A 23028-nucleotide genomic window follows, 5' to 3' on the forward strand; every position below is an offset into this window, starting at 1 on the left:
TTCGTCACAAGAAAAACCCGGTACGAGACGAGGTGTCGCGGCTCGAGATGCCTCGTCGCCTCAACTTTCTCAGGAGCATCAGCATGGCCAGAAAACAATGCCAGGTCTGTGGCCAACCCGCCACCGTGCGGGTGGAAGCCAATCTCAACGGTCGTCACAGCACCATGCTGTTGTGTGACGACCATTACCGCCAACTGGTGCGCCAGCAAAAGCGCACCGTCTCGCCGCTGGAAGCCTTGTTCGGCTCGCGCAGCGGCCTGTTCGAGGACTTCCTCGGCAGTGATTTCTTCCGCATCGGCGACGACGCGACGCCCGTTGCCGCCGATACCGATGACGTGGTCGATGCCTCGTTCGGCGAGCCCGCCGCCGCAGGTTCGGGTGCGCCGCGCCGTCGCGGCAGTGGTTTGGCCAGCCGCATCAGCGAACAGTCGGAAGCCCTGCTGCAGGAGGCCGCCAAACACGCTGCCGAATTTGGCCGCTCCGAGGTGGATACCGAACATCTGCTGCTGGCGCTGGCCGACAGCGACGTGGTCAAGACCATCCTGGGTCAGTTCAAGATCAAGGTCGATGACCTCAAGCGGCAGATCGAGTCCGAGGCCAAGCGCGGAGACAAGCCATTCGAGGGCGAGATCGGCGTGTCGCCCCGCGTGAAGGATGCGCTCAGCCGCGCCTTCGTGGCCTCCAATGAACTCGGCCATTCCTATGTCGGTCCGGAGCACTTCCTGGTCGGTCTGGCCGAGGAAGGCGAAGGTCTGGCCGCCAACCTGCTACGCCGCTACGGCCTGACGCCGCAGGCGCTGCGCCAACAGGTCAGCAAGGTGGTCGGCAAAGGCGCCGAGGATGGCCGCGCCGAGACGCCGACCAACACGCCAGAACTCGACAAGTACTCGCGCGACCTGACCAAGATGGCGCGCGACGGCAAGCTCGACCCGGTGATCGGCCGCGCGCAGGAGATCGAGACCACCATCGAGGTGCTGGCCCGGCGCAAGAAGAACAACCCGGTGCTGATCGGCGAGCCGGGCGTGGGCAAGACCGCCATCGTCGAGGGGCTGGCGCAGCGCATGGTGGCGGGCGAAGTGCCCGAGACGTTGCGCGACAAGCGCCTGGTGGAACTCAACATCAACGCAATGGTGGCTGGCGCCAAGTACCGGGGCGAGTTCGAGGAGCGCGTGCAGAAGGTGCTGAAGGAAATCTCCGAGCACCAGGGTGAGCTGATTCTGTTCATCGACGAGGTGCACACCATCGTCGGTGCCGGCCAGGGTGGTGGCGAAGGCGGGCTGGACGTGGCAAACGTGTTCAAGCCGATGATGGCGCGCGGCGAACTCAACCTGATCGGCGCCACCACGCTCAATGAGTACCAGAAGTACATCGAGAAGGATGCCGCGCTGGAGCGGCGCTTCCAGCCGGTGACGGTGCCCGAGCCGACGGTAGCGCAGACCATCATGATTCTGCGCGGCCTGCGCGACACCTTCGAGGCGCACCACAAGGTCAGCATCTCCGAGGACGCGATCATCGCGGCGGCTGAGTTGTCCGACCGCTACATCACCGCCCGCTTCCTGCCCGACAAGGCCATCGACCTGCTCGACCAGGCGGCCGCGCGCGTGAAGCTGTCGGCCACGGCCCGGCCGGTGGCCGTGCAGGAGCTGGAGTCCGAACTGCACCAGCTGCGGCGTGAACAGGATTACGTGGCCGCGCGCAAGCAGTACGACAAGGCCGCCGAGCTCGGCAAGCGCATCGAGGCCAAGGAGGCCGAGCTCAAGAAGCTGATCGAGGACTGGGAGCGGGAGCGGGCCTCCGGCAGTGCCGAAGTCAAGGCGGAACACGTGGCCCAGATCGTTTCGCGCCTGACCGGCATCCCGGTCAACGAGTTGACGGTGGAAGAGCGCGAAAAGCTGCTGCACCTGGAACAACGGCTGCACGAGCGCCTGGTGGGACAAGACGAGGCGGTCCGTGCCGTGGCCGATGCCGTGCGGCTGTCTCGCGCCGGCCTGCGCGAAGGCAGCAAACCGGTGGCTACCTTCCTGTTCCTGGGCCCGACCGGGGTGGGCAAGACCGAGCTCGCCAAGGCATTGGCCGAATCGATCTACGGCGATGAGCACGCCCTGTTGCGCATCGACATGTCGGAATATGGTGAACGCCACACCGTGGCGCGGCTGGTGGGCGCGCCTCCGGGCTATGTCGGTTACGACGAAGGCGGTCAGCTCACCGAGAAGGTGCGGCGCAAGCCCTACAGTGTGCTGCTGCTCGACGAGATCGAGAAGGCACACCCCGACGTCTACAACATCCTGCTGCAGGTGTTCGATGACGGCCGCCTCACCGACGGCAAGGGCCGGGTGGTGGATTTCACCAACACCATCATCATCGCCACGTCCAACCTGGGTTCGGACATCATCCAGCGACGGCTGAAGGCGCGCGGGGCGGCCGGCGAGGAGTACGAAAAGACCAAGGCCGAGGTGATGGACGTGCTGCGCGGCCACTTCCGGCCCGAGTTCCTCAACCGCATCGACGAGATCATCGTCTTCCATGCGCTGGGCAAGGAGGAGATCCGCCACATCGTTGGCCTGCAGCTCGATCGCGTGGCGCGCAGCGCCGCCAGTCAGGGCGTGACGCTCACCTTCGATCAGACTTTGATCGACCATTTCGCGGAAGAAGGCTACAAGCCGGAGTTCGGTGCGCGTGAACTCAAGCGCCTGATCCGCAGCGAGCTGGAAACCGCGCTGGCACGCGAGATGCTCGGCGGCGGAATCGGCAAGGGCGATCACGCCAGCGCACGCTGGGACGACAAGGCCGAACGCGTGGTGTTCGAACGCCATGAGTCACCGCAGACTCCGGCCGAGCCAGAGCAGCCGGATGCCGCGAAGGCGGCCGAGGCGCCGCATGGCGACGCGGGTAAGGGCTCTCGCAAGAAGAAGTCGGCGAGCGACGCGTCTTAATGTTGGGAGAGGCTGCCGTGTCCGATCCCATCGGCCTGGCATGGGCAGCCTCCCTGGCCTCGATCGCGGTGGCGGTCGTGGCCGCGGGTCACGCGGTCGTCTACAAGCGTGATCCGCGGTCGGCCACGCCGTGGGGGCTGCTCATCAGCGGCGGCACTGCCCTCCCGCTCGCTGGCCATCCGTTTGCGTGACGGCGCGGCCCGTCTGTTCACCTGATCCTCTGGCGACTCGACTTTCGAGGAACACGGCCCATGGAAAAAAAGAATCAATGGAATACCGGCTACTGGATCGTTGCCCTCCTGCTGTTGTTGAGTTTGCAGAGCTACTGGCAGACGGCGAAAACCGTCGAGCCGGTGCCCTACAGCGAGTTCGAGAAGGCGCTGGCCGAGGGTCGCGTGGCCGAAGTGCTGGTGTCGGATCGTACGGTGGCCGGGCGCCTGAAGTCGCCGGACAGCCGGGGCAAGACGACGATCGTGGCAACGAGGGTCGAACCCGATCTTGCCGATCGCCTGTCGAAGTACGACGTGCCCTATGCCCGCGTGTTGGAGAGCACCTGGCTGCGCGATGTGCTGTCGTGGATCCTGCCAGCGGTAGCCTTCTTTGGCGTCTGGTTCTTCCTGTTCCGCCGCTTCGCCGAGAAGCAGGGCATGGGCGGGTTTCTCAACATCGGTAAGAGCCGCGCCAAGGTGTTCGTGGAAAAGAACACCGGTGTGACGTTCGCCGATGTCGCGGGGGTGGATGAGGCCAAGGCGGAGCTGGTCGAGATCGTCGATTTCCTGAAGAATCCGCAGGACTATGGCCGTCTCGGCGCGCGCATCCCCAAGGGTGTGCTGCTGGTGGGGCCGCCCGGCACCGGCAAGACGCTGCTGGCCAAGGCCGTCGCGGGTGAAGCCGGGGTGCCGTTCTTCTCAATCTCCGGCTCGGAGTTCGTCGAGATGTTCGTCGGCGTGGGTGCGGCGCGCGTGCGCGACCTGTTCGAGCAGGCCCGCGTGCAGGCGCCGGCCATCATCTTCATCGACGAACTCGACGCACTGGGCCGCGCGCGCGGCGCCGGCGGGCCCATCGGCGGCCACGACGAGCGCGAGCAGACCCTCAACCAGCTGCTCACCGAAATGGACGGCTTCGACAGCTCGGTGGGGCTCATCATCCTGGCCGCCACCAACCGGCCCGAAATCCTCGACCAGGCGCTGCTGCGCGCCGGCCGCTTCGACCGTCAGGTGCTGGTGGACCGGCCCGACAAGAAGGGGCGGCTGGATATCCTGAAAGTCCATGTGAAGAAGGTGACGTTGGCGCCGGCAGTCGATCTCGAACAGGTGGCGGCGCTGACCACGGGCTTTTCCGGCGCGGACCTCGCCAATCTGGTCAACGAAGCCGCGCTGGCCGCGACCCGGCGCAAAGCGTCCGCCGTGGAATTGCAGGACTTCACCGCCGCCATCGAGCGCATCGTGGCGGGCCTGGAAAAGAGGAACCGCGTGCTCAATCCCAAGGAACGGGAAACCGTGGCCTATCACGAAATGGGCCATGCGCTGGTGGCGCTGGCGCTGCCCGGCACCGACCCGGTACACAAAATCTCGATCATCCCGCGCGGCATCGGGGCGCTCGGCTACACGCTGCAGCGCCCCACCGAAGACCGCTTCCTGATGACGCGCGCCGACCTGGAACACAAGATCGCCGTGCTGCTGGGCGGGCGTGCCGCCGAAAAGCTGGTGTTCGGCGAACTCTCTACCGGGGCGGCGGACGATCTGGCGCGGGCCACCGACATTGCCCGCGACATGATCACCCGCTTTGGCATGGACGAAGGTCTGGGCTACATCGCCTTCGAGGCGCAGCGGCCACGCTTTCTCGACGCACCGGAACTGGCCCACGGCGGCTGCCGGGTGGCCGAATCGACCCAGACGCGCATCGATCAGGCCATCCGAGACATCGTGATGGGCGTGTTCGAGCGCGCCTACCGGATTCTCGACACCAACCGCACGGTGCTGGAGCGCTGTGCGCGCGAGCTGCTGGCGCGGGAGACGCTCGACGAGAACGACATCCGTCAATTGACCCAAGGACTTGTTCATGACGAAAAAGTAGTAGACGCCATTCAGGGTAAGCCGACAGCTCTGAACGGTGTGCCATCTAGTTCGTTGGCATTGTGTAAGGAGAACCGATATGTCTGCATTGACTCCGTGGGACCCCTTCCGGGAACTGGATGAATTGCAAAACCGCCTGGCGACGATGTTGGGACGGACACCCCAGCGACAGGGTGCCCATACCGGCAATGAAGCCATGACCACGGCGGACTGGGCACCAATGGTGGACATCAGCGAGGATGAGAACGCATACGTCCTCAAGCTGGATCTGCCGGAGGTCCCCAAGGATGCCGTGCGCGTCAGCGCGGAGAACGGGGTGCTCACCATCAGCGGCGAGCGCAAATTGGAAAAAGATGTGCAGGGCAAGAAATTCCACCGCATCGAACGTGCGTATGGCCGCTTTGTGCGCAGCTTTGTCTTACCTGACAACGTTGATCCGACCAAGGTGACGGCTTCGATGAAAGACGGCGTGCTGGAAGTGCGGCTTGTCAAGGCCGAGCAAGCCAAGCCGAAGCAGATTGAAATTTCAGTCAATTAACTTCAATTGGAGTCCAACATCATGAATATCAAACAGCCCCAATACATCCGTTCCGCACTTGCCCTGGCGGTCTGCATCGGACTGAGTGGACCGGTTTTGGCCCAATCGGCGGCAAGTCCAAGCGCTGCAGCGCCCTCTGTCGCACCCAAGGCGGCGCAGCCACAAGTAGACGACAAGGCCGCCCAGGAAGCCGAAAAAAAGCGTTCCGAGCTCACTCAGGACGCCATCACGGCGCTCACCAAGACCCAGGAGGCTTTGACCCTCCTTGATGCAAATAAGACCAAGGAGGCGCTCGCTGCGCTGGAACTGGCCACCGGAAAGCTGGAACTGGTATTGGCACGCGACGCCAAACTTGCTTTGGCGCCGGTCGATGTACGCGTCATCACCCATGATATCCACGCCAACGTGGAATCGGTAAAGAAAGCGGTCAAGTTGTCTCGGGAGTTGTTGGGTGATGGCGAGGTGCAAAAGGCCCGGCCCATCGTTGCCAATCTGGCCAGCGAAATCGTGATCGAAACCGACAACCTGCCCATGGCAACGTACCCGGCAGCGATCAAGTCGGCTGCACGGCTCGTCGACAGCGGCAAGATCGACGAAGCCAAAGCAGAGCTCGCCCGAGCACTGAACACGCTGGTGGTCACCCAAGTTGTACTCCCTCTGCCCGTGCTACGGGCCGAAGCCGCGATAGCAAAAGCTGAAAAGCTGGCCGAGACCGACAAGCGCGATGCCAAGCAGAACGAGGAGCTCAGCACCTTGCTGTCGTCCGTGCGCACGGAGATCGAGCTGGCGCAAATCCTGGGTTATGGCAAGAAGGAGGACTTCAAACCCATCTTCGATCAGGTGAAGTCCATTGAGCAAAAGTCGGCTGGTGGCAAAAGCGGCAATGGATGGTTCGACGAGTTGAAGACGCGCATCCAAAAGCTGTTTTGAGGTGATGAAGGGGCCGACTGCTCCATCGGTCAGTCTCGCGATATTCGCAGTCGGCCCCAATAGATTCCCCTATTTTCACTATCTCATACGAGGCATATCACCATGAATGAGCAAACATCGAATCCCAACGCGATCAACGAAGGCACGAACGAACAGGCCGCGGTAAGCAGCCTTCCTGCCAGACCAGAGCCCAAGCCTGAAGTCGTCACGGAGGTACAGCCTGAGGTTCAGAAGGAAACGGACTCGCAGGCGGCAGACAAACGTAAACAAGTCCTCGATGAGGCCGTCTCGGCCTTGGCGCTGACCAAATCAGCGCTGGCGGCCCTGGACGAAAAAGAATCCGCGCGAGCACTGGCAACGCTGGCCGAAGTGACGGGAAAGCTGGAGCTGATCGTTGCACGCGAACCCACGCTCGCCCTGGCCCCCGTTGATGTGCGCACCATCGTGCACGACTTGTTCGCCAACACGGAAACCGTTGAGGCGATGACTGACGAGGCGCTGGATGCCCTCAAACATGGCGAGGTGCAACGCGCTCGTCGCGTGTTGGCATTGCTGGCCAGCGAAATCGTGATTGCGGTCACCAACATCCCTCTGGCGACTTACCCGGCAGCCGTGAAATCCGTCGTGCCGCTGATCGATCAGGGCAAGATCGAAGAGGCCAAGGCCGCGCTGCAGTTGGCGCTCGGCACGCTCGTCGAGACACTCAGCGTCATCCCGCTGCCCATCCTGCGCGCCAAACTGCTCGTCAAGCGCGCCGAGACCTTGACAGAAGATGGCCAGCGCAGCGAGGCGTCCGGTGAACGCCTGCAGGACTTGTTAAACGAAGCCCGGCAGCAGTTGGAAATGGCAGAACTGCTGGGCTATGGCAAAAAGAAGGACTTTGAGCCCCTGTACTCTGAACTCAAGAAAGTCAAGGAAAAGACGGCCGGAGGCGGGAGCGGAAAAGGCTGGCTCGATGAAATCAAGGCGAGACTGTCAAAGCTGTTCTAAAACCGCAAGAGAGGGGCGAATAGCCCCTCTCTTCGCCATGAAGGCTTGATTTTCCTGATCTCATGATCCATCAAGGAGATATCGCATGAATGCAAATACCATCGCCGATTCGAATGCGGATAACCCTGCCGATGCCGTGTGTTCACTGACCCAAAATTGGTGGTTGTTTGCGCTGCGCGGCATATTCGCGTTGATTTTTGCAGTCCTCGCATTCTGGATGCCACACTCGGCTTTGTTCGCCATGACGATAGTGTTCGGCGCATTTTCTTTGGTCAATGGTGCGTTCAACCTGGTTGCAGCGGTGCGGCAAATGCGGCAAAAGCAGCGCTGGGGCTGGCTGTTGTTCAGCGGCATCGTCGGCATACTCACCGGTGTCGTTGTGGTAGTTGCCCCTCTGGCTGCCACTTTGGCGTTGGCCTATTTCTTGTGGGTAAGCGTGGCATTCTGGGCAATTTTCACCGGTATGCTGGAGATATCCGCCGCCGTTCGTCTGCGCCGGGAAATCAAGGGCGAGATCTGGCTTGCCCTCAGCGGGCTGCTTTCCGTGCTCCTCGGTGCGATCATCCTATGGATGTTTTTTACCCGCCCGATCGAATCATTTCTGGCCGCGGGCTGGGTATTGGGTTTCCATGCTGCGATCTTCGGTATGACTCTTTTGCTTCTTAGTTGGCGTTTGCGCAAAGCGCGTCAGAGGTAAGGGCGTGAAAAACCAAACCGTAAGATCATCTTTGAAAATCAACATATCCAATCACCCGGGTCCACTCACCTGGGCGGACAACCCTAAAGGGCTTGAGCATGCGTATACAATATAGCTATCGACTCGTCGAAAAAGAATTTCATGAACCTTGGCGAATGTCTGTAGAAAAAGCGGTTGAACCCGCTCTCAAGCCGCTGATCGAAAAGCGCTCCGAAGATTCGGTACGTCTTCAAATCGTCCTCGAACGCGCGAAAAAAGGATCTCGCTTAACGGCCAGTGGCCACATGCACTTGCCGGGCAAAAAAATCGTCAGCGTCACTGCATCGCATAACGATCTGACGCCTCTCGCGCACATGCTAGCGCAGGCGTTGTTCCGGCAGGCCAAGAAGCACTTTGATCGGCTGAGCGCTCAGGATCAAATCAAGCGTAAGGCGCGTCGTGAACGCTTGCGCGAGCTCAAGGCGCGGATCGACACTCAACCTGCCTCTGTCGTCCAGCAAGCACGCGGGATAATCGAGACGCTGCTGCCGAAGGTTGAGGCCGTTGCGCAACGCGAGTTGGCTTATCTGCATGCCGCCGGTGATTTGCCTCGCGATTATCCGACGCTGCACGACGTGGTGGACGAAGCGATTGCTCTGGCTGAATCGGTATGGACATCCGTTCCAGAAGAAAATGCCGCTTACCTCGATCTTTTGAAGCATCTTTTTGCCGTCATTGATCGCGAAGTGGCAAACAGCCGGCAATATGGCGAGGCCGTTTCGCTGGATGCGCCGGTCGAAGCGGATGCGCAGGACATGGCGGAGGCCATGGTAGAGGAAGAGTTCTACGAGTTTTATCAGCCTGATGACGCACTCAGCCTGGCCGACGTCATGGCTGATAGTCGGCTTCCCGACCCAGCAGCAATCGCCGAACAGGAGGAAATTGGTGACAGATCGAGCGAATTCGCATTTGCATTCGACCTGATGAAGGGTATGCCGCACTTGTGGCGCCGCATTTTTCTGCTTATCCGGGTGGATGGGCTGGATGCAGGCTGCGCTGCTGAAATCCTGCGGATGCCTAATAAGATAGATGCTGTCAGAGCGGGGCTCATTCAAGCCGAAGCCTTCATTGCGGCTCACGTGGAAGATGCCGGCGTGAGCGAAGACGGGAACGATTGGATCAAAGGCGTAAATTGGTCGGCGATGTCGGTGATCCGAAGCGAGGCAACCTCACCGCAGTCCAAGGAAGCGAACCATGAAAAATGAACTCCACTCGTCTGCCCACATTGCCAGTCCATCAACAGCGTGCCGGCCGCCAAGCTCGCGGATCGTCCCAACTGCGGCCGCTGCCAGCAGCCCTTGTTCACCGGCGAGCCCATCGAGTTGACGACGGCGACGTTCTCGCGCCACGTGGAGCGCAGCGATCTGCCGCTGCTGGTCGATTTCTGGGCGCCCTGGTGCGGGCCGTGCAAGATGATGGCGCCGCAGTTTCAACAAGCCGCGCGCCAGCTCGAACCCGGGATCAGGCTGGCAAAGGTGAACACCGAGGCTGAGCCCCACCTGGCCGCGCAGTTCGGTATCCGCAGCATTCCGACGCTCGCCCTGTTCCAGGGCGGACGTGAGATCGCCCGCCAGGCAGGCGCCATGGGCTCGCAGGACATCGTGCGCTGGGCCTCTGCACAGGTGGGACGCTGACCGATGCAGGATTTGCTCGGCACTACCCTGATCCTGCTGGCGGCGTGCAGCCTCGCGGTGGTGGCGACGGCGGCGTTCAGAGTACCCGCCTTGCTGGGTTACCTCGCCGTCGGCGCCTTGCTGGGCCCCTCGGTCAGCGGTGTGATCGCGCCGGGAGAGGCGTTGACTTTCATATCCGAACTGGGTGTGGCCCTGCTGCTGTTCATGGTCGGACTGGAATTCTCGCTGGGGCACTTCTGGCTCACTCGCAAGACCGTACTGGCGGCCGGCAGCTTGCAGATGGTCGTCGTGGCCGCGCCACTGACCCTGGTGCTGATCGGGTTGGGTCAGCCAGCTCAGAGCGCTGCACTGCTCGGCGCCGCAGCGGCCATGTCGTCCACGGCGCTGGTCAGCCGACAGCTGGCCGACCAAGGCGAGCTCACCACCCGCCACGGCCGCAGTGCCATCGCCGTGCTGGTCTTTCAGGACCTGGCCAGCGTGCCCCTGCTGGCCCTGCTGGCCCTGCTGGCGATCTGGGCGCGCGGCGACTCGCCGAAGATCGAGAGCGTGCTGCTCGAAGTGTTGGGCGTGCTGGTGTTGTTCGCGGCAGCGGCGGTTGCCTCGCGTCGTCTGTTGCATGGCCTGATGGGCTGGGTGGCGCGGCAGGGCCACGAAGAATCCTTCGTGCTGGTCTCCTTGTGCGTGGTCGTGGCGGCAGCCGCTGCTGCACACGCCGTCGGCGTATCCGCCGCCCTGGGGGCCTTTCTCGCCGGCATGGTCCTGGGCGAGAGCGACTTCCGGCACCACATGGAAAGCCACCTCAAGCCCTTTCGTGATGTGCTGTCGGGCCTGTTCTTCGTGACCATTGGCCTGCAGCTGGACACCGCGCAGATCGTGGCCGCACCGCTGGCGGTACTGGGTTGGCTGTTGGCCTTGGTGCCTCTCAAGATGGGGCTGAACTTTCTGGCGCTGCGCGCAACCCGCCTGTCGGCGCTCGACGCCTGGCGCGCAGGCATCGTGCTGGGTCATGGCGGCGAGTTTGCGCTGCTGCTCCTGGGCATGGTCATGCAGCAGCACCTGATCGCCGCCACCATGGTGCAACCGATGCTGGTGGCGCTGGTGTTGAGCATGGGGTTGGCACCGCTCCTGATCCGACACCATGACCGATGGGCGCGGGCTTTCAGCCGCTCGGGCGCACTCGGTCAGCCACCGCAGGCCGAAGAAGGCGAAGTCGCCGAGCGGGCGCGGTCGTTGCGCGACCATGTGATCATCTGTGGGGCGGATGACGTCGGGCTGCTGCTGAGCCGAACGCTGCGCCTGGCAGGCATACCGCATTTGCTGCTGGAATCGGACCGCCAACGGGTCGAAGCGGGGCGTGCGATGGGGGCGCCGGTGTCGTATGGCGATGCCAGTCGGCTCGACACCCTGGCCGCCGCCGGATTGGCCCATGCCCGCCTGGTGGTGCTGACGTTTGCCCGTCCGCAGACGGCCCTGCGTATCGCTCAGGCGGTTCTCGACCGCCGCCTGAGCTTGTCCGTGGTGGTGGCCACTGAGCGCGTAACGGATGCCCAGCTTTTGCGTAATCTGCCCAATGTCAGACTGTACCCGTTGTACCTGGCTGCGGGACTGGGACTGGCCGAGCAGGTACTGTTGATGTTGGGCATCAACGCCGACCAAGTCGACCACCGGATCGAGGAATTACGGCAGACACTCAGTGAGTCAGGTGGGGATAGACCATGAACGGGCCGACCATTTGGCTGATGGTGTCGCTACTTGCCAATATTGGCATGGCGGTTGCGCTATGGCGTTTTGTTCGTACCAATCGCCAGAGGCGTGACGAGCTGAAGCATCGCCAACAAGCGCAAATCGATGACAAGGAACGGATCGCCATCGCCCTGGAGGGCGCAGGGCTGGGATTCTGGGAGTGGGATATCGCTACCGACAGCTTCAGGCTTTCTGCCCGCAGTCTGGCGATGTTCGGCTTGACCTCCGACGAGGAGGTTGGCGCCACCCATGCCGCATGGCAAGCGCGTATTCACCCGGAGGATTTGCCGGTCGTTCTGGCAAAGGTGCGCGCTTACCAAGAAAACCCGTCGGAGCGATTGGAGTGCGAGTACCGCGTTCGTCATCGATCTGGCGTTTGGATTTGGGTGCTGGATCGCGGCCGTTGGCTGGGTGACGCGGGCAGGCAACTGATAGTCGGCACTCTGCTCGACATCTCTTCTCGCAAGGAAATGGAGCAGCAGTTGCTGCGTATGGCGATCACCGACCCCTTGACCGGCTTGTCGAACCGGCGGGCTTTTAACGAACGATTACAGCTGGAATGGGAGCGCCTCAAACGCAGCCCCGAGATACAAGCAGCACTTGTGCTCTGCGACATCGATCACTTCAAGCGTATCAATGACACCTATGGACACGGATGCAGCGATGAGGTACTCAAGCACTTTGCTTCACGGTTGAGGGAACATGTTCGCGCAACCGACATGGCTGCCCGGATTGGGGGGGAGGAATTCGCTGTGTTGTTGGAAGCGGCATCGATAGAAGACGCCCAAGTATGGGCGGAGCGATTTCGTCAGGACACTGCGGCGACAGCGGTGGTGTGTGGAGAGGTGTCGATCAGCTATAGCGCCAGCATGGGGGTGGCTCTCCTTGACCCCCGTTTGCACTCTGTCGAGCAGGTGATGCAGCAGGCGGACAGCGCGCTCTACCAGGCAAAAAGACAAGGGCGCAACCAAGTTGTGGGTGCACAAGTATTTCAGAATTGAGAGGAGTGGCGATGAAGGAAAAGCAAGCAGACCCGATCAAAACATTTCGCGCCCAATGGGCAGTGATGACGTTCTACGAGCGCTTCGAACAGGTGATCGCGCTCGCGCTGTCCGCAATCATTGCCGTGATCATCGTGGTCTCGCTGCTGCAGCTGATCTCGATCGTCTTCAGCCTGCTGATCATTGATGCGTTCAATCCGCTCGATCACAAGGTCTTCCAGACCGTGTTCGGCATGATCATGACGCTGCTCATCGCCATGGAGTTCAAGCATTCCATCGTGCGGGTGGCCTTGCGGCGCGACAGCATCATCCAGGTCAAGACGGTGATCCTGATCGGGCTGATCGCCCTGGCGCGTAAATTCGTGATCCTCGACCCGGAGACCGGCCCCGCCAAGGTCGCGGCGCTCGCAGGCGCGACACTGGCCCTCGGGGCGACTTACTGGCTGCTGCGCGAGCGCGATGACCGGACAGCCGGGGAAAGCTCAGATGATCAGTCGTGATCTGCGCCACGCGCAGAATGTCGGCGCGCGGCATCGCTGGCTCAATCGCCTGCAAACCGCGCTGTTGGTGCTGACCCTGCTCGGGATTGCCGCCGTCGCTGGCAGCCTGCTGTTGGGTGACGGCGGGCTTTGGCTGGCGCTTGCGGCCGCGGGGTTCACCCTGCTGCTCGAACCGGCGGCCGCCTCCGGGCTGACCTTGCGGCTGTATGGCGCACGCCCCCTGCACCCGGATGAAGCGCCCGATCTTTGGGCTGTGTTGCGCGAACTGGCGGCGCGGGCCGGGCTGCCTGCCGTGCCGGTACCGCACTACGTGCCCAGCGGGGTCGTCAACGCCTTCGCCACCGGTTCGAAGCATCACGCGGCCATCGCGCTGACCGACGGCCTGCTGCGTAGCCTCACGCCCCGCGAGTTGACCGGCGTGCTCGGCCACGAAATCGCGCATATTGCGAACGAGGATTTGCGTGTCATGGGCTTGGCCGATTCCATCAGCCGGCTCACCCATCTTCTGGCCTTGTTGGGGCAGCTTGCGATCGTGCTCAGCTTGCCAGCGCTATTGCTTGGAGTCACGGAAGTCAATTGGCCCGCGTTGCTTCTACTGGCGGTCGCGCCAATGCTGGCCTTGCTGGCTCAGTTGGGCTTGTCCAGGGTGCGCGAATTCGACGCCGACCGGCTCGCTGCCGAATTGACCGGCGACCCGCACGGGCTGGCCTCGGCGCTCGCCAAGATCGAGCGGGTGAGCCGCTCCTGGCGCGCCTGGCTGCTGCCCGGATGGGGCAATCCGGAACCCTCCTGGTTGCGCACGCATCCGGCGACGGCTGAACGCATTGAGCGCTTGCTGGAACTTGCTCCGCCGCCCGCGATGCCGCCGTTTCCATCGGCCCGTTTCGTCCCCGAGGTGACCGTATCACCACGTCCGCCACGCTGGCGCACCGGCGGCCTTTGGCGCTGATTTCAACATGGAGAATGACGTGACCTACCCCGACCCCTACAGCCGCCCGGCGCCGGATCGATTCATCCGGCGCTGGCTCGTCATCACTGGCTGCATCGCCGCACTCATGCTGCTGTGGCAGTTCCTGCCCGCCATCGAAGCCTGGTTCAGTCCCCACGAAACGCAGGAGCGCACGGTGACGCCGCGCGGCGACCTGGCCGCCGACGAAAAAACCACCATCGAGCTGTTCGAGAAATCGCGCGGGTCGGTGGTTTACATCACCACGGCACAACTAGTGCGTGACGTCTGGTCGCGCAATGTCTTTTCCGTGCCGCGCGGCACCGGCTCCGGCTTCATCTGGGACGATGCCGGCCACGTGGTGACCAACTTCCACGTGATCCAGGGGGCATCGTCTGCCACGGTCAAACTGGCCGACGGTCGCGATTATCAGGCTGCGCTCGTTGGCGCCAGTCCTGCGCACGACATCGCGGTACTCAAGATTGGCGTCGGCTTCAAGCGCCCGCCGGCGGTGCCGGTGGGCACCAGTGCCGATCTCAAGGTGGGGCAAAAGGTCTTTGCCATTGGCAATCCCTTCGGGCTCGACTGGACGCTCACCACCGGCATCGTCTCGGCGCTTGACCGCACCCTTTCCGGCGACGCCAGTGGCCCGGCCATTGACCACCTGATCCAGACCGACGCCGCTATCAACCCCGGCAATTCCGGTGGCCCGCTGCTCGATTCGGCTGGGCGGCTGATCGGCATCAATACCGCCATCTACAGTCCGTCTGGCGCCTCGGCCGGCATCGGCTTTGCGGTGCCGGTCGATACCGTCATGCGCGTGGTGCCGCAACTCATAAAGACCGGCAAGTACATCCGTCCGGCGCTGGGCATCGAGGTGGATGAGCAGCTCAACGCGCGTCTGCAGGCGCTGACCGGCAGTAAGGGCGTATTCGTATTGCGCGTGACGCCGGGCTCGGCGGCGCACAGGGCCGGGCTCGTCGGCGTCGAGGTCACCGCAGGCGGCATCGTGCCCGGCGATCGCGTTATCAGCATCGACGGTATCGCCGTCGACGACGTCACCACATTACAGGCCCGGCTAGACGACAAGAACGTTGGAGATGTTGTGGTCTTGTTAGTGGAGCGGGCCGGCAAGACTCGCGAGATGCTTGTGGAACTACAACCGGGAGTTTGATGGAAAGTGGGTCATGGATCTGCACAGCGAAGCAGCCAAGCGACTTCAGCCTTGCGCCGAACTACGAGCCCTAGCTAGTGCAGTGGGGGGAAGGCTGTTTAGGTTAAATGGATATAAGGGAGTCATTTTTGATTGTGTTTTTAAAAGAAGGTGTTGATTTTTTTGGGTAAGCATTTAGGGCGTCCAAGGGTTGGAGCAGTTGGCACGGATGAGAGAGCTCAATGCTCGCTAGGGATTGGATCTATGTGTTTTTTCTGACTGACTGCTTACGTGTTGGAACGGGCAACATCGGAAAAGGATGAATCTTTATTTTCACCATTTACCGTATTTTTCGAGCCTGGGCGAAAATTAGGATGATACTTTAGCGCCCTTAATCATTCTCCCATGAAAGGCAAAACGATCCAGTCTCGGGTGTAAGTGCTCACAACATACTGATAAAAAAGGGATTTTTTATGAATAGGAGAGCGCGCGACGTTTCTCTCTGTTTTTAGGGTTAGGATGAAACTTTATTTGCATCCCACAAGCCGCTTCCCCGAAGCGGCTTTTTTGCATGGAAAGCAATCGGCCGAACACGCCGCTGGAATTCAGAGACAACCTAGCGCGAGGTCTTCACCTGCAGAACCTCGGTGTAGATCGCATCGACCGTCTGGCCCTCCTTCAGGTTTTTCATCCTTGCCTGCAGCTCGGGGTTTTCGACCTTGACCACGGCAACCTTGCCTTCCGGCGGCAGCAGCGTCACTTCATGGTTCTTCAGGTCGATATGGGTGATCTTCGACGTTACTTTCACCTGGCGTACCGCTTCGCCGCCAGGGTTGGGGTTGTCCTTGGTGGCACGCACGGTCATGGCTTCGTCGGTGACCTTTGGCGCGCCCCCGACCTGTGTATCAAGAACATAGGCAACCGCGCGGGACACCTTGATGTTCACCGTGTCGCCGACTTTCAGATTGTGCAGGTCCTTGGCCTGCTCAGTGAGTTGCACCTTTACCGGACTGTTGTCGGTGTCTGCGATCGTGACTATCCGGTTGGGCACATCCACCGCCAGTACCTTGGTGGTGATCTCGCCTTCGATGGCTTTGCTGCCCAGCGGAATGTCGACCGCGTGAGCGATGGACAGGACGCTACCCAGAGCAACCACGTACGCTAGAGAACGAATGATTTTCATCGCCTGATTTCCATGTTGGCTAACGAATTTTTTCCTGGTGCTTCACGCACCCGGGCAAGCATAGCCATTGCACGTCGAACTGCTGCGAGGCGAGGCGATCTGCCGCACAAAACGCGTTGAAACAGACAAAAATGTGTCCTGTCCACACGATCAGCTTTGCCCGAAACCCCGTAGATTCGGGGGCATGAGGCCGTTTCGGTGCCTTGCGCAGGGGGCATCAAGTTGCCATTCTGCGTTTTGCTGAATCGTTCAGCAGAGCGCTTGCCTCGCTCTCGAGCAGCGCAAAACAGATCCTGTATCCCTTGGGCCCGCTTGTGGCACGTCGTATCGGAAGCCATCGAATGAATATAAAAAAGAAGCTGACGTGTGCATTCGGCGTAATCGCCGTGATTCCCGTGGCCTTGATCGCTTGTCTGGTGGTTTACAACCTCAACCAGCAGGCTCGTGAGGGCTTTGTGGAAACCTCGAGCCGGGAGATCCGACAGATCGATAACACGGTGAATGTCTTCCTCGATTCCATCGCGCAGAACGTCACGCAGTGGGCGGACGATCCGTTGATCGTCAACGCCAGGGATCTGAAGATCTACAGCAGCGACAATGCGCCGGCTACGCCGCTACCCCAAGCCAACCGTGTACTTCTGGAGCATTTCACGCGCTATGCCAAGGCGCATCCGACGACTGCTTTCGTTTCGTATGCCCGCAACGATGATGGCAGCTATGCCTCATGGCCCGATGAGCCGGCGCTGAAGAACTACGAGCCGCGCAAGCGCCCGTGGTACCAATTGGGGATCGCCAATCCCGGCAAGGTCATGCGCACCAGTGCCTACCTATGGGGTAGCCAGCCCCTGATCTGTACCGTGCGCACGGTGCACGGAGCCAATGGCGAAGTGCTCGGTGTGATGGGTATCGACGTATCGCTGGAACAGCTGGCCGGCTTCATCGGCAAGACCAAGCTGGGAGAAAGCGGCTACCTGATGCTGGTCGAAGACACCGGTGCGGTGCTGGTGGACCCGAGCAATCCGGGCAATGCCTTCAAGCAGCTCAAGGAGCTGGGCGGCGATTACGCGCTGCTGGGCAACACCGCGAAGGGCCTGATCGAGGTGGAACTGGGCGGCAAGCGCTACATGGCCAACGTCTGGACTTCACCCACCCTGGGCTGGCGCTTCATCGGCCTGATCGAAAAAAGCGAAGTGATGGCCGACGTTACCAGCCTGACCTGGACCATCGTTGCGATCGCCCTGGTACTGGCGCTGCTGTTTGCAGTGGTTGGCGCAACCTTCTCGAACCTCATCGTCAACCCGATCAAGGGCGTTGCCGACAGCCTCGAGGATATCGCCCAGGGTGAGGGCGACCTGACCCGCTCCCTGCAAGTGAAAGGCAGCGATGAAACCGCAGCGCTGGCCGGCTGGTTCAATCAGTTCGTCGAGCGCATCCGCTCGTTGGTTCAGCGCATTGGCCATGCTTCCGCCGACTTGCAGACTGCCTCGGAGACCAACAGCCAGGTCGCCTCGAACATGGGTGATGCGACCGGCCGCCAGCGCCAGGCGGTGGAACTGGTATCCACGGCGTTCAATGAGATGGTCGCCACTGCCAACGAAGTGGCCAGGTCGTGCAGCCATGCGGCGACTTCTGCCGACGCCGGCCAGCGCCATGTCAGTGCCGGCCAGCAGCAGATCGAGCAGGCCACCAGCAGCGTCGCGCGCCTGAGCGAGAACCTGTTGCAGGCGACCGAGGCCATGCAGGCGCTGGAAAAGGAAAGCCAGGACATCAACACCATTCTCGGTACCATCCGCTCGATCGCCGAACAGACCAACCTGCTGGCGCTCAACGCAGCCATCGAAGCGGCGCGGGCCGGCGAGCAAGGGCGTGGTTTTGCCGTGGTGGCGGATGAAGTGCGGGCACTGGCCAAGCGCACTGCCGACTCCACCGGAGAAATCGATGGCTTGCTGGGTGGCCTGGCGCGGCGGGCGCAGGATGTCACCCAACAGATGCACAGCAGCCTGGAAATGTCGCAGCAGAGTGTCAGTTCGATCCGCGAGGCGCGGGACAGCTTCGAGGATATCCGGACTTCGGTGGATGCCATCCGCGACCAGAGCAATCAGATCGCCACGGCGGCGGAAGAGCAGCACCAGGTGGCCGAGGACATCAACCACCACATCATCCAGATCCAGGCGGATGCACAGTTGATCGAGCAACTGGCCGGGACGGCGCAGGCAGATTCGCAACAGTTGAAGGCGTTGTCGCAGGAGTTCGGCAGCCTGGTGTCCCGGTTCAGGACCTGATTTCCCGGTTGTCAGTACAGGCCTCAGCTCCCACAGGGAAATTGTGGGAGCTGGCTTGCCAGCGACGAGGCCAGTACAGGCAACCCGGCTATCAGATCTGCATCGCCATCCCGTCCACGTTCATCGCCGCCTGGCGCAACGCCTCGGAGCGGGTCGGGTGCGGGTGGCAAATCAGCGCGATGTCTTCCGCCGACGCGGCAAATTCCATCGCCACGCAATATTCGCCGATCATCTCGCTCACGCTTGGCCCGACAAGGTGCACGCCCAGCACCTCATCGGTATTGGCGTCGGCGATGACCTTGGCGAAGCCTTCGGTCTCGTGGTTGATCTTGGCCCGGCTGTTGGCGAGGAACGGGAACTTGCCGACCTTGTAGGCGCGGCCCTCGGCTTTCAGTTGTTCTTCGGTCTTGCCGACGGTGGCCAGTTCAGGCTTGGTGTAGATCACCCCGGGGATCAGGCCGTAGTTCACCTGGTGCGGCTTGCCATGGATCAGTTCGATGCAGGCGATGGCCTCATCCTCGGCCTTGTGCGCGAGCATCGGTCCGGACGTGACGTCGCCGATCACCCAGATGCCGGGTACCTGTGTGCGATGCCCCTGGTTTTCCAGCATGCCGCGCTTATCGGTCTGCAGACCGACGCTTTCAAGGCCCAGGCCCTGGGTATAGGGGCGACGACCGATGGCGACCAGCACGTAGTCCGCCTGCAGGGTTTGCGCTTCGCCGCCGGCGGCGGGTTCCAGGGTCAGGCTGACGCTATCGGCCGAAGGCGTGGCCTGGGTGACCTTGCTGCCCAGCTTGAAGCTCATGCCTTGCTTGGCCAGGGAGCGCTGGAGCGTCTTGGCGGTTTCTTCGTCGATGCCCGGGCAGATGCGGTCGAGGTATTCGATCACGGTCACTTCGGCACCGAGGCGGCGCCACACCGAGCCCAGTTCGAGGCCGATCACCCCGGCACCGATAACCACCAGGTGCTTGGGTACTTCCGGCAGCGACAGGGCGCCGGTGGAGTCGATGATGCGCTGGTTGTCGATGGTCACGCCGGGCAGGGGCGTTGGTTCGGAGCCCGTGGCGATAACGATGTCCTTGGCCTGGTACTCACTGACATTGCCCTCTGCGTCGCTGACCTTGACCTTGCCAACGCCGTCCAGCTTGCCCCAGCCCTTGATCCAGTCGACCTGGTTCTTGCGGAACAGGAACTCGATGCCCTTGGTGAGGCCGGTCACGCTCTCATCCTTCTGCTTCATCATTTGCGCGAGGTTCAGGCTCGGCTTGACCTCGATACCGAGGTGACCGAGTTCGCCACTGGCAGCGGCCTCATAGAGTTCGGATGCATGCAGCAGCGCCTTGGAAGGCATGCAGCCTACGTTCAGGCAGGTACCGCCGAGGGTAGCGCGACCTTCTATGCAGGCCACGCTCAGGCCCAGCTGGCCAGCTCGAATGGCGGCGTTGTAGCCGCCGGGGCCGCCACCGATGATGATGACATCGTAGTTTTTCATTGTTGTGCTCCCGGATGAAGAATCGACTGGCGCCAAGGTTAATGGCTCGTGTTGAGTTTTGTATACAATTTGAGGTTGTTTATGTAGTGAAAGCCTTTCGATAGCCTCCGACTATGGTCTCGATAGCCGGAAAGATCCTGCGTATGAACTACCCTGATCCGTTGACGTCCATCTGTATAAATGGGGAGGCTCACTCATGCATGCGCAACTCTCGGTTCTGCAAAGCCTGCATCTTCCACTCCGTCTGCGTCTCTGGGACGGCCATGAGTTCGATCTGGGCCCGCAGCCCCAGGTCACCATCATGCTCAAGGACCCGGCGCTCATCAGTCAGTTGACCCATCCGGGCCTGGACGATCTGGGCTCGGCGTTCGTCGAAGGCAAGCTTGAACTGGAAGGGGCCATGAGCGAGGTCATCCGCTTGTGCGACCAGCTCAGCGAGGCGCTGCTCAAGGACGAAGAGGAAGCGCTGCCGGTGCGCAGCGAGCATGACAAGGCTACCGACGCGGCGGCCATTTCCTACCATTACGACCTCTCCAACGAGTTCTACCAGTTGTGGCTCGACCGCGACATGGCCTACTCCTGTGCGTATTTCAAGACGCCTGAGGATAGCCTCGACCAGGCCCAGCAGAACAAATTCGATCATCTATGCCGCAAGCTGCGCTTGCAGCCCGGCGATTACTTGCTGGATGTCGGTTGTGGCTGGGGCGGGCTGGCGCGTTTTGCCGCGCGCGAGTATGGCGCCAGGGTGTTCGGCATCACCCTGAGCAAGGAGCAGCTCAAGCTCGGGCGTGAGCGGGTGGCGGCGGAAGGCCTGGAGAAGCAGGTCGATCTGCAGATCCTCGACTACCGCGATCTGCCCCAGGATGGTCGCTTCGACAAGGTGGTCAGCGTCGGCATGTTCGAACATGTCGGCCACGCCAATCTGCAACTGTATTGCCAGCGCCTGTTCGGTGCGGTGCGTGAGGGCGGCCTGGTGATGAACCACGGCATCACGGCCAAGCACATTGACGGCCGTCCGGTCGGCCGCGGGGCTGGCAACTTCATCGAGCGCTACGTCTTCCCGCATGGCGAGCTGCCACACTTGTCGATGATCAGCGGCTTCGTCAGCGAAGCAGGGCTGGAAGTGGTGGACGTGGAGAGCCTGCGCCTGCATTACGCACGGACCCTGAAATTCTGGAGTGATAACCTCGAAGGCAATCTCGACAAGGCTGCGGCCATGGTCCCGGAAAAAGCCCTGCGGATCTGGCGCCTCTACCTGGCTGGTTGCTCCTATGCCTTCTCCCGCGGCTGGATCAATCTGCACCAGATTCTCGCGGTCAAACCCAAGGCCGACGGCAGCCATGATCTGCCACTGACCCGCGAAGACCTCTACCGCTGATCATAGAATGGGTGAAATCAGCCGAGCGATGCGCATCCCCAGCTGTTGCAGGCGATGCGTGTCGCGGCTGTCTTCCAGCGTGATTTCGCGAGATTGTTCGAAATCCTCGAGCAGCATGCTTTCCACGGTGCCGGCAAAGCCTGGATCGATGGTTACCAAGGTGATCTCGAAGTTCAGGCGGAACGAGCGATTATCCAGGTTGGCGCTGCCGATAGCGGCGACGTCGTCGTCCACCAGCATGACTTTCTGATGCAGGAACCCGGGCTGGTAACGGAACATGCGTATACCGGCGCGCACCGCTTCGAAGGCGAACAGGCTTGACGCAGCGTAGACGATGCGGTGGTCGGGGCGTGCTGGAATCAGGATGCGCACATCCACCCCGCGCATCACGGCCAGCCGCAGCGAGGCGAATACCGCCTCGTCGGGGATGAAGTAGGGGCTGGTGATCCATACCCGATGTTGCGCCGCCTGGATCGCATCGACGAAAAACAGCGAGCAGGTTTCCTGCGGATCTGCCGGCCCGCTGGCCAGCACCTGACAGAGCACGCCGTTTTCCGGGTAGGTTTCCGGAAGGATCAGGGGCGGCAATTTCCGTGCGGCCCAGTACCAGTCTTCGGCAAAGGATTCCTGCAGGCAGGCCAGCACCGGGCCGGTCACTTGCACATGGGTATCGCGCCAGGGCGATAGCGGCATCCTGGCGCCAAGGTACTCGTCGCCGACGTTGTGCCCGCCGAGAAAACCCTGCACACCGTCCACCACAACGATCTTGCGATGATTACGGAAATTGACCTGGAATCGATTGAACCAGCCGCGCTTGGTAGCGAACGCGCGAATCTCCACGCCACCCTCGCGCAGGCTCTGGCTGTACCTGGCGGGCAGGGCATGGCTGCCTACCCGGTCGTAAAGCACATAGATCTTTACGCCTTCGGCGGCCTTCCTCAGCAGGAGGTCATGCAGGCGTCGGCCGAGCAGGTCGTCATGGATGATGAAGAACTGCACCAGCACGGTATCGCGGGCTTGTTCGATAGCGCTGAAGATGGCATCGAAGGTGGCCTTGCCATTGACCAGAAGACTAACCTGGTTGTTTGCCAGGCATGGCATGCGTCCGAGCTTGCTCAAGGCACGCAGGCCTGCATAGGCCGGCGAATTACTGGCGGCCAGTGCTTCCTCGACCCAGGGGCGCCAGTTGAGGTCGGCCATGGCAACGTGCATTTCCTGGTTGGCCTGGCGTCGGGCCTGGATATAGGCGTCGAAGGTGCGGCTGCCGAATACTAGGTAAGGAATCAGGGTCAGGTAGGGGATGAACAGCAGCGAGAGTGCCCAGGCAATCGAGCCCTGGGCGGTCCGTACGGTGAAAACCGCATGCAGTGCGGCGATGGCACCGATGAAGTGGGTCGCGCCAATCAGGTAGGCGAAGAACTGGGGGCTGTGGTAATCCATACACGTCCTGTGACGTCCGCCAATCAGTCGCCTAACAGAGCATGTTCCGGACTGGTCTTGCAACCCGGACGGCA

The 23028-nt window shown here is 61.6% G+C and carries 17 protein-coding genes and 2 pseudogenes; 16 read left to right on the top strand and 3 right to left on the bottom strand.

What is annotated here, in order from left to right; all coding sequences use genetic code 11:
• Nucleotides 1-83 precede the first annotated feature (83 nt).
• From clpK to N7650_RS17140, 14 genes and pseudogenes are all read left to right on the top strand, one after another.
• Nucleotides 84-2933 carry a heat shock survival AAA family ATPase ClpK gene (gene clpK / locus N7650_RS17075; RefSeq protein WP_182816814.1) on the top strand — a complete coding sequence of 950 codons (2850 nt, stop codon included), beginning with the start codon at nt 84-86 and terminating at the stop codon, nt 2931-2933.
• Nucleotides 2934-2950: 17 nt separating this feature from the next.
• Complete coding sequence (locus tag N7650_RS17080) at nt 2951-3124, top strand: hypothetical protein (RefSeq protein ID WP_312553988.1); 174 nt, start codon at nt 2951-2953, stop codon at nt 3122-3124.
• A gap of 60 nt (nt 3125-3184) precedes the next feature.
• Nucleotides 3185-4999: pseudogene (ftsH, locus tag N7650_RS17085) on the top strand (ATP-dependent zinc metalloprotease FtsH); the annotation flags it as partial.
• 88 nt (nt 5000-5087) lie between these two features.
• On the top strand, nt 5088-5546 hold the full coding sequence (gene hsp20-GI, locus N7650_RS17090) for a small heat shock protein sHSP20-GI (RefSeq protein WP_023383117.1): 459 nt from the start codon (nt 5088-5090) through the stop codon (nt 5544-5546).
• Nucleotides 5547-5567: 21 nt separating this feature from the next.
• A complete protein-coding gene (gene yfdX1 / locus N7650_RS17095; protein ID WP_021567662.1) occupies nt 5568-6476 on the top strand; it encodes a heat resistance protein YfdX1 in 909 nt (302 codons plus the stop codon).
• A gap of 102 nt (nt 6477-6578) precedes the next feature.
• The gene (locus N7650_RS17100) at nt 6579-7466 is read left to right on the top strand and encodes a YfdX family protein (RefSeq protein WP_016782891.1); all 888 of its coding nucleotides are present in this window, start codon (nt 6579-6581) and stop codon (nt 7464-7466) included.
• Nucleotides 7467-7551: 85 nt separating this feature from the next.
• Nucleotides 7552-8163: a DUF308 domain-containing protein gene (locus tag N7650_RS17105; protein WP_000993372.1), complete on the top strand. Its 612-nt coding sequence runs from the start codon at nt 7552-7554 to the stop codon at nt 8161-8163.
• Between the two features lie 98 nt (nt 8164-8261).
• On the top strand, nt 8262-9407 hold the full coding sequence (locus tag N7650_RS17110) for a hypothetical protein (RefSeq protein ID WP_029611654.1): 1146 nt from the start codon (nt 8262-8264) through the stop codon (nt 9405-9407).
• Nucleotides 9397-9836 (top strand): annotated as a pseudogene (gene trx-GI, locus N7650_RS17115) (heat resistance system thioredoxin Trx-GI). The gene N7650_RS17110 and the pseudogene trx-GI overlap by 11 nt, the downstream one beginning before the upstream one ends.
• A 3-nt stretch (nt 9837-9839) precedes the next feature.
• Nucleotides 9840-11555: a cation:proton antiporter gene (locus tag N7650_RS17120; protein WP_279899229.1), complete on the top strand. Its 1716-nt coding sequence runs from the start codon at nt 9840-9842 to the stop codon at nt 11553-11555.
• Nucleotides 11552-12580 carry a diguanylate cyclase gene (locus tag N7650_RS17125; RefSeq protein ID WP_232095202.1) on the top strand — a complete coding sequence of 343 codons (1029 nt, stop codon included), beginning with the start codon at nt 11552-11554 and terminating at the stop codon, nt 12578-12580. The genes N7650_RS17120 and N7650_RS17125 overlap by 4 nt, the downstream gene beginning before the upstream one ends.
• Nucleotides 12581-12591: 11 nt before the next feature.
• A complete protein-coding gene (locus tag N7650_RS17130; protein ID WP_004152114.1) occupies nt 12592-13080 on the top strand; it encodes a phosphate-starvation-inducible PsiE family protein in 489 nt (162 codons plus the stop codon).
• Nucleotides 13067-14029 (top strand): zinc metalloprotease HtpX, encoded by a 963-nt coding sequence (locus N7650_RS17135; protein ID WP_182816810.1) that lies wholly within the window; start codon nt 13067-13069, stop codon nt 14027-14029. The genes N7650_RS17130 and N7650_RS17135 overlap by 14 nt, the downstream gene beginning before the upstream one ends.
• A 19-nt stretch (nt 14030-14048) precedes the next feature.
• The gene (locus N7650_RS17140) at nt 14049-15200 is read left to right on the top strand and encodes a trypsin-like peptidase domain-containing protein (RefSeq protein WP_003116645.1); all 1152 of its coding nucleotides are present in this window, start codon (nt 14049-14051) and stop codon (nt 15198-15200) included.
• Between the two features lie 595 nt (nt 15201-15795).
• On the opposite strand, the gene N7650_RS17145 is transcribed toward N7650_RS17140, so the two are convergent.
• Nucleotides 15796-16362: a hypothetical protein gene (locus N7650_RS17145; protein WP_279899232.1), complete on the bottom strand. Its 567-nt coding sequence runs from the start codon at nt 16360-16362 to the stop codon at nt 15796-15798.
• Between the two features lie 341 nt (nt 16363-16703).
• Here N7650_RS17145 and N7650_RS17150 point away from each other — a divergent pair, with 341 nt between their 5' ends.
• The gene (locus tag N7650_RS17150) at nt 16704-18644 is read left to right on the top strand and encodes a methyl-accepting chemotaxis protein (protein WP_009402510.1); all 1941 of its coding nucleotides are present in this window, start codon (nt 16704-16706) and stop codon (nt 18642-18644) included.
• A 91-nt stretch (nt 18645-18735) separates the two neighbouring features.
• Here N7650_RS17150 and lpdA read toward each other — a convergent pair whose 3' ends face one another.
• A complete protein-coding gene (gene lpdA, locus N7650_RS17155) occupies nt 18736-20136 on the bottom strand; it encodes a dihydrolipoyl dehydrogenase (RefSeq protein WP_279899235.1) in 1401 nt (466 codons plus the stop codon).
• Nucleotides 20137-20332: 196 nt separating this feature from the next.
• Here lpdA and cfaB point away from each other — a divergent pair, with 196 nt between their 5' ends.
• A complete protein-coding gene (gene cfaB / locus N7650_RS17160) occupies nt 20333-21514 on the top strand; it encodes a C17 cyclopropane fatty acid synthase CfaB (protein ID WP_279899237.1) in 1182 nt (393 codons plus the stop codon).
• On the opposite strand, the gene cls is transcribed toward cfaB, so the two are convergent.
• Nucleotides 21515-22954 (bottom strand): cardiolipin synthase, encoded by a 1440-nt coding sequence (cls, locus tag N7650_RS17165; RefSeq protein ID WP_279899238.1) that lies wholly within the window; start codon nt 22952-22954, stop codon nt 21515-21517. It lies immediately after the preceding gene.
• Between the last annotated feature and the right edge of the window lie 74 nt (nt 22955-23028).

This window comes from Pseudomonas sp. GD04058, from assembly GCF_029836855.1.
GTDB lineage: Bacteria > Pseudomonadota > Gammaproteobacteria > Pseudomonadales > Pseudomonadaceae > Aquipseudomonas > Aquipseudomonas bharatica.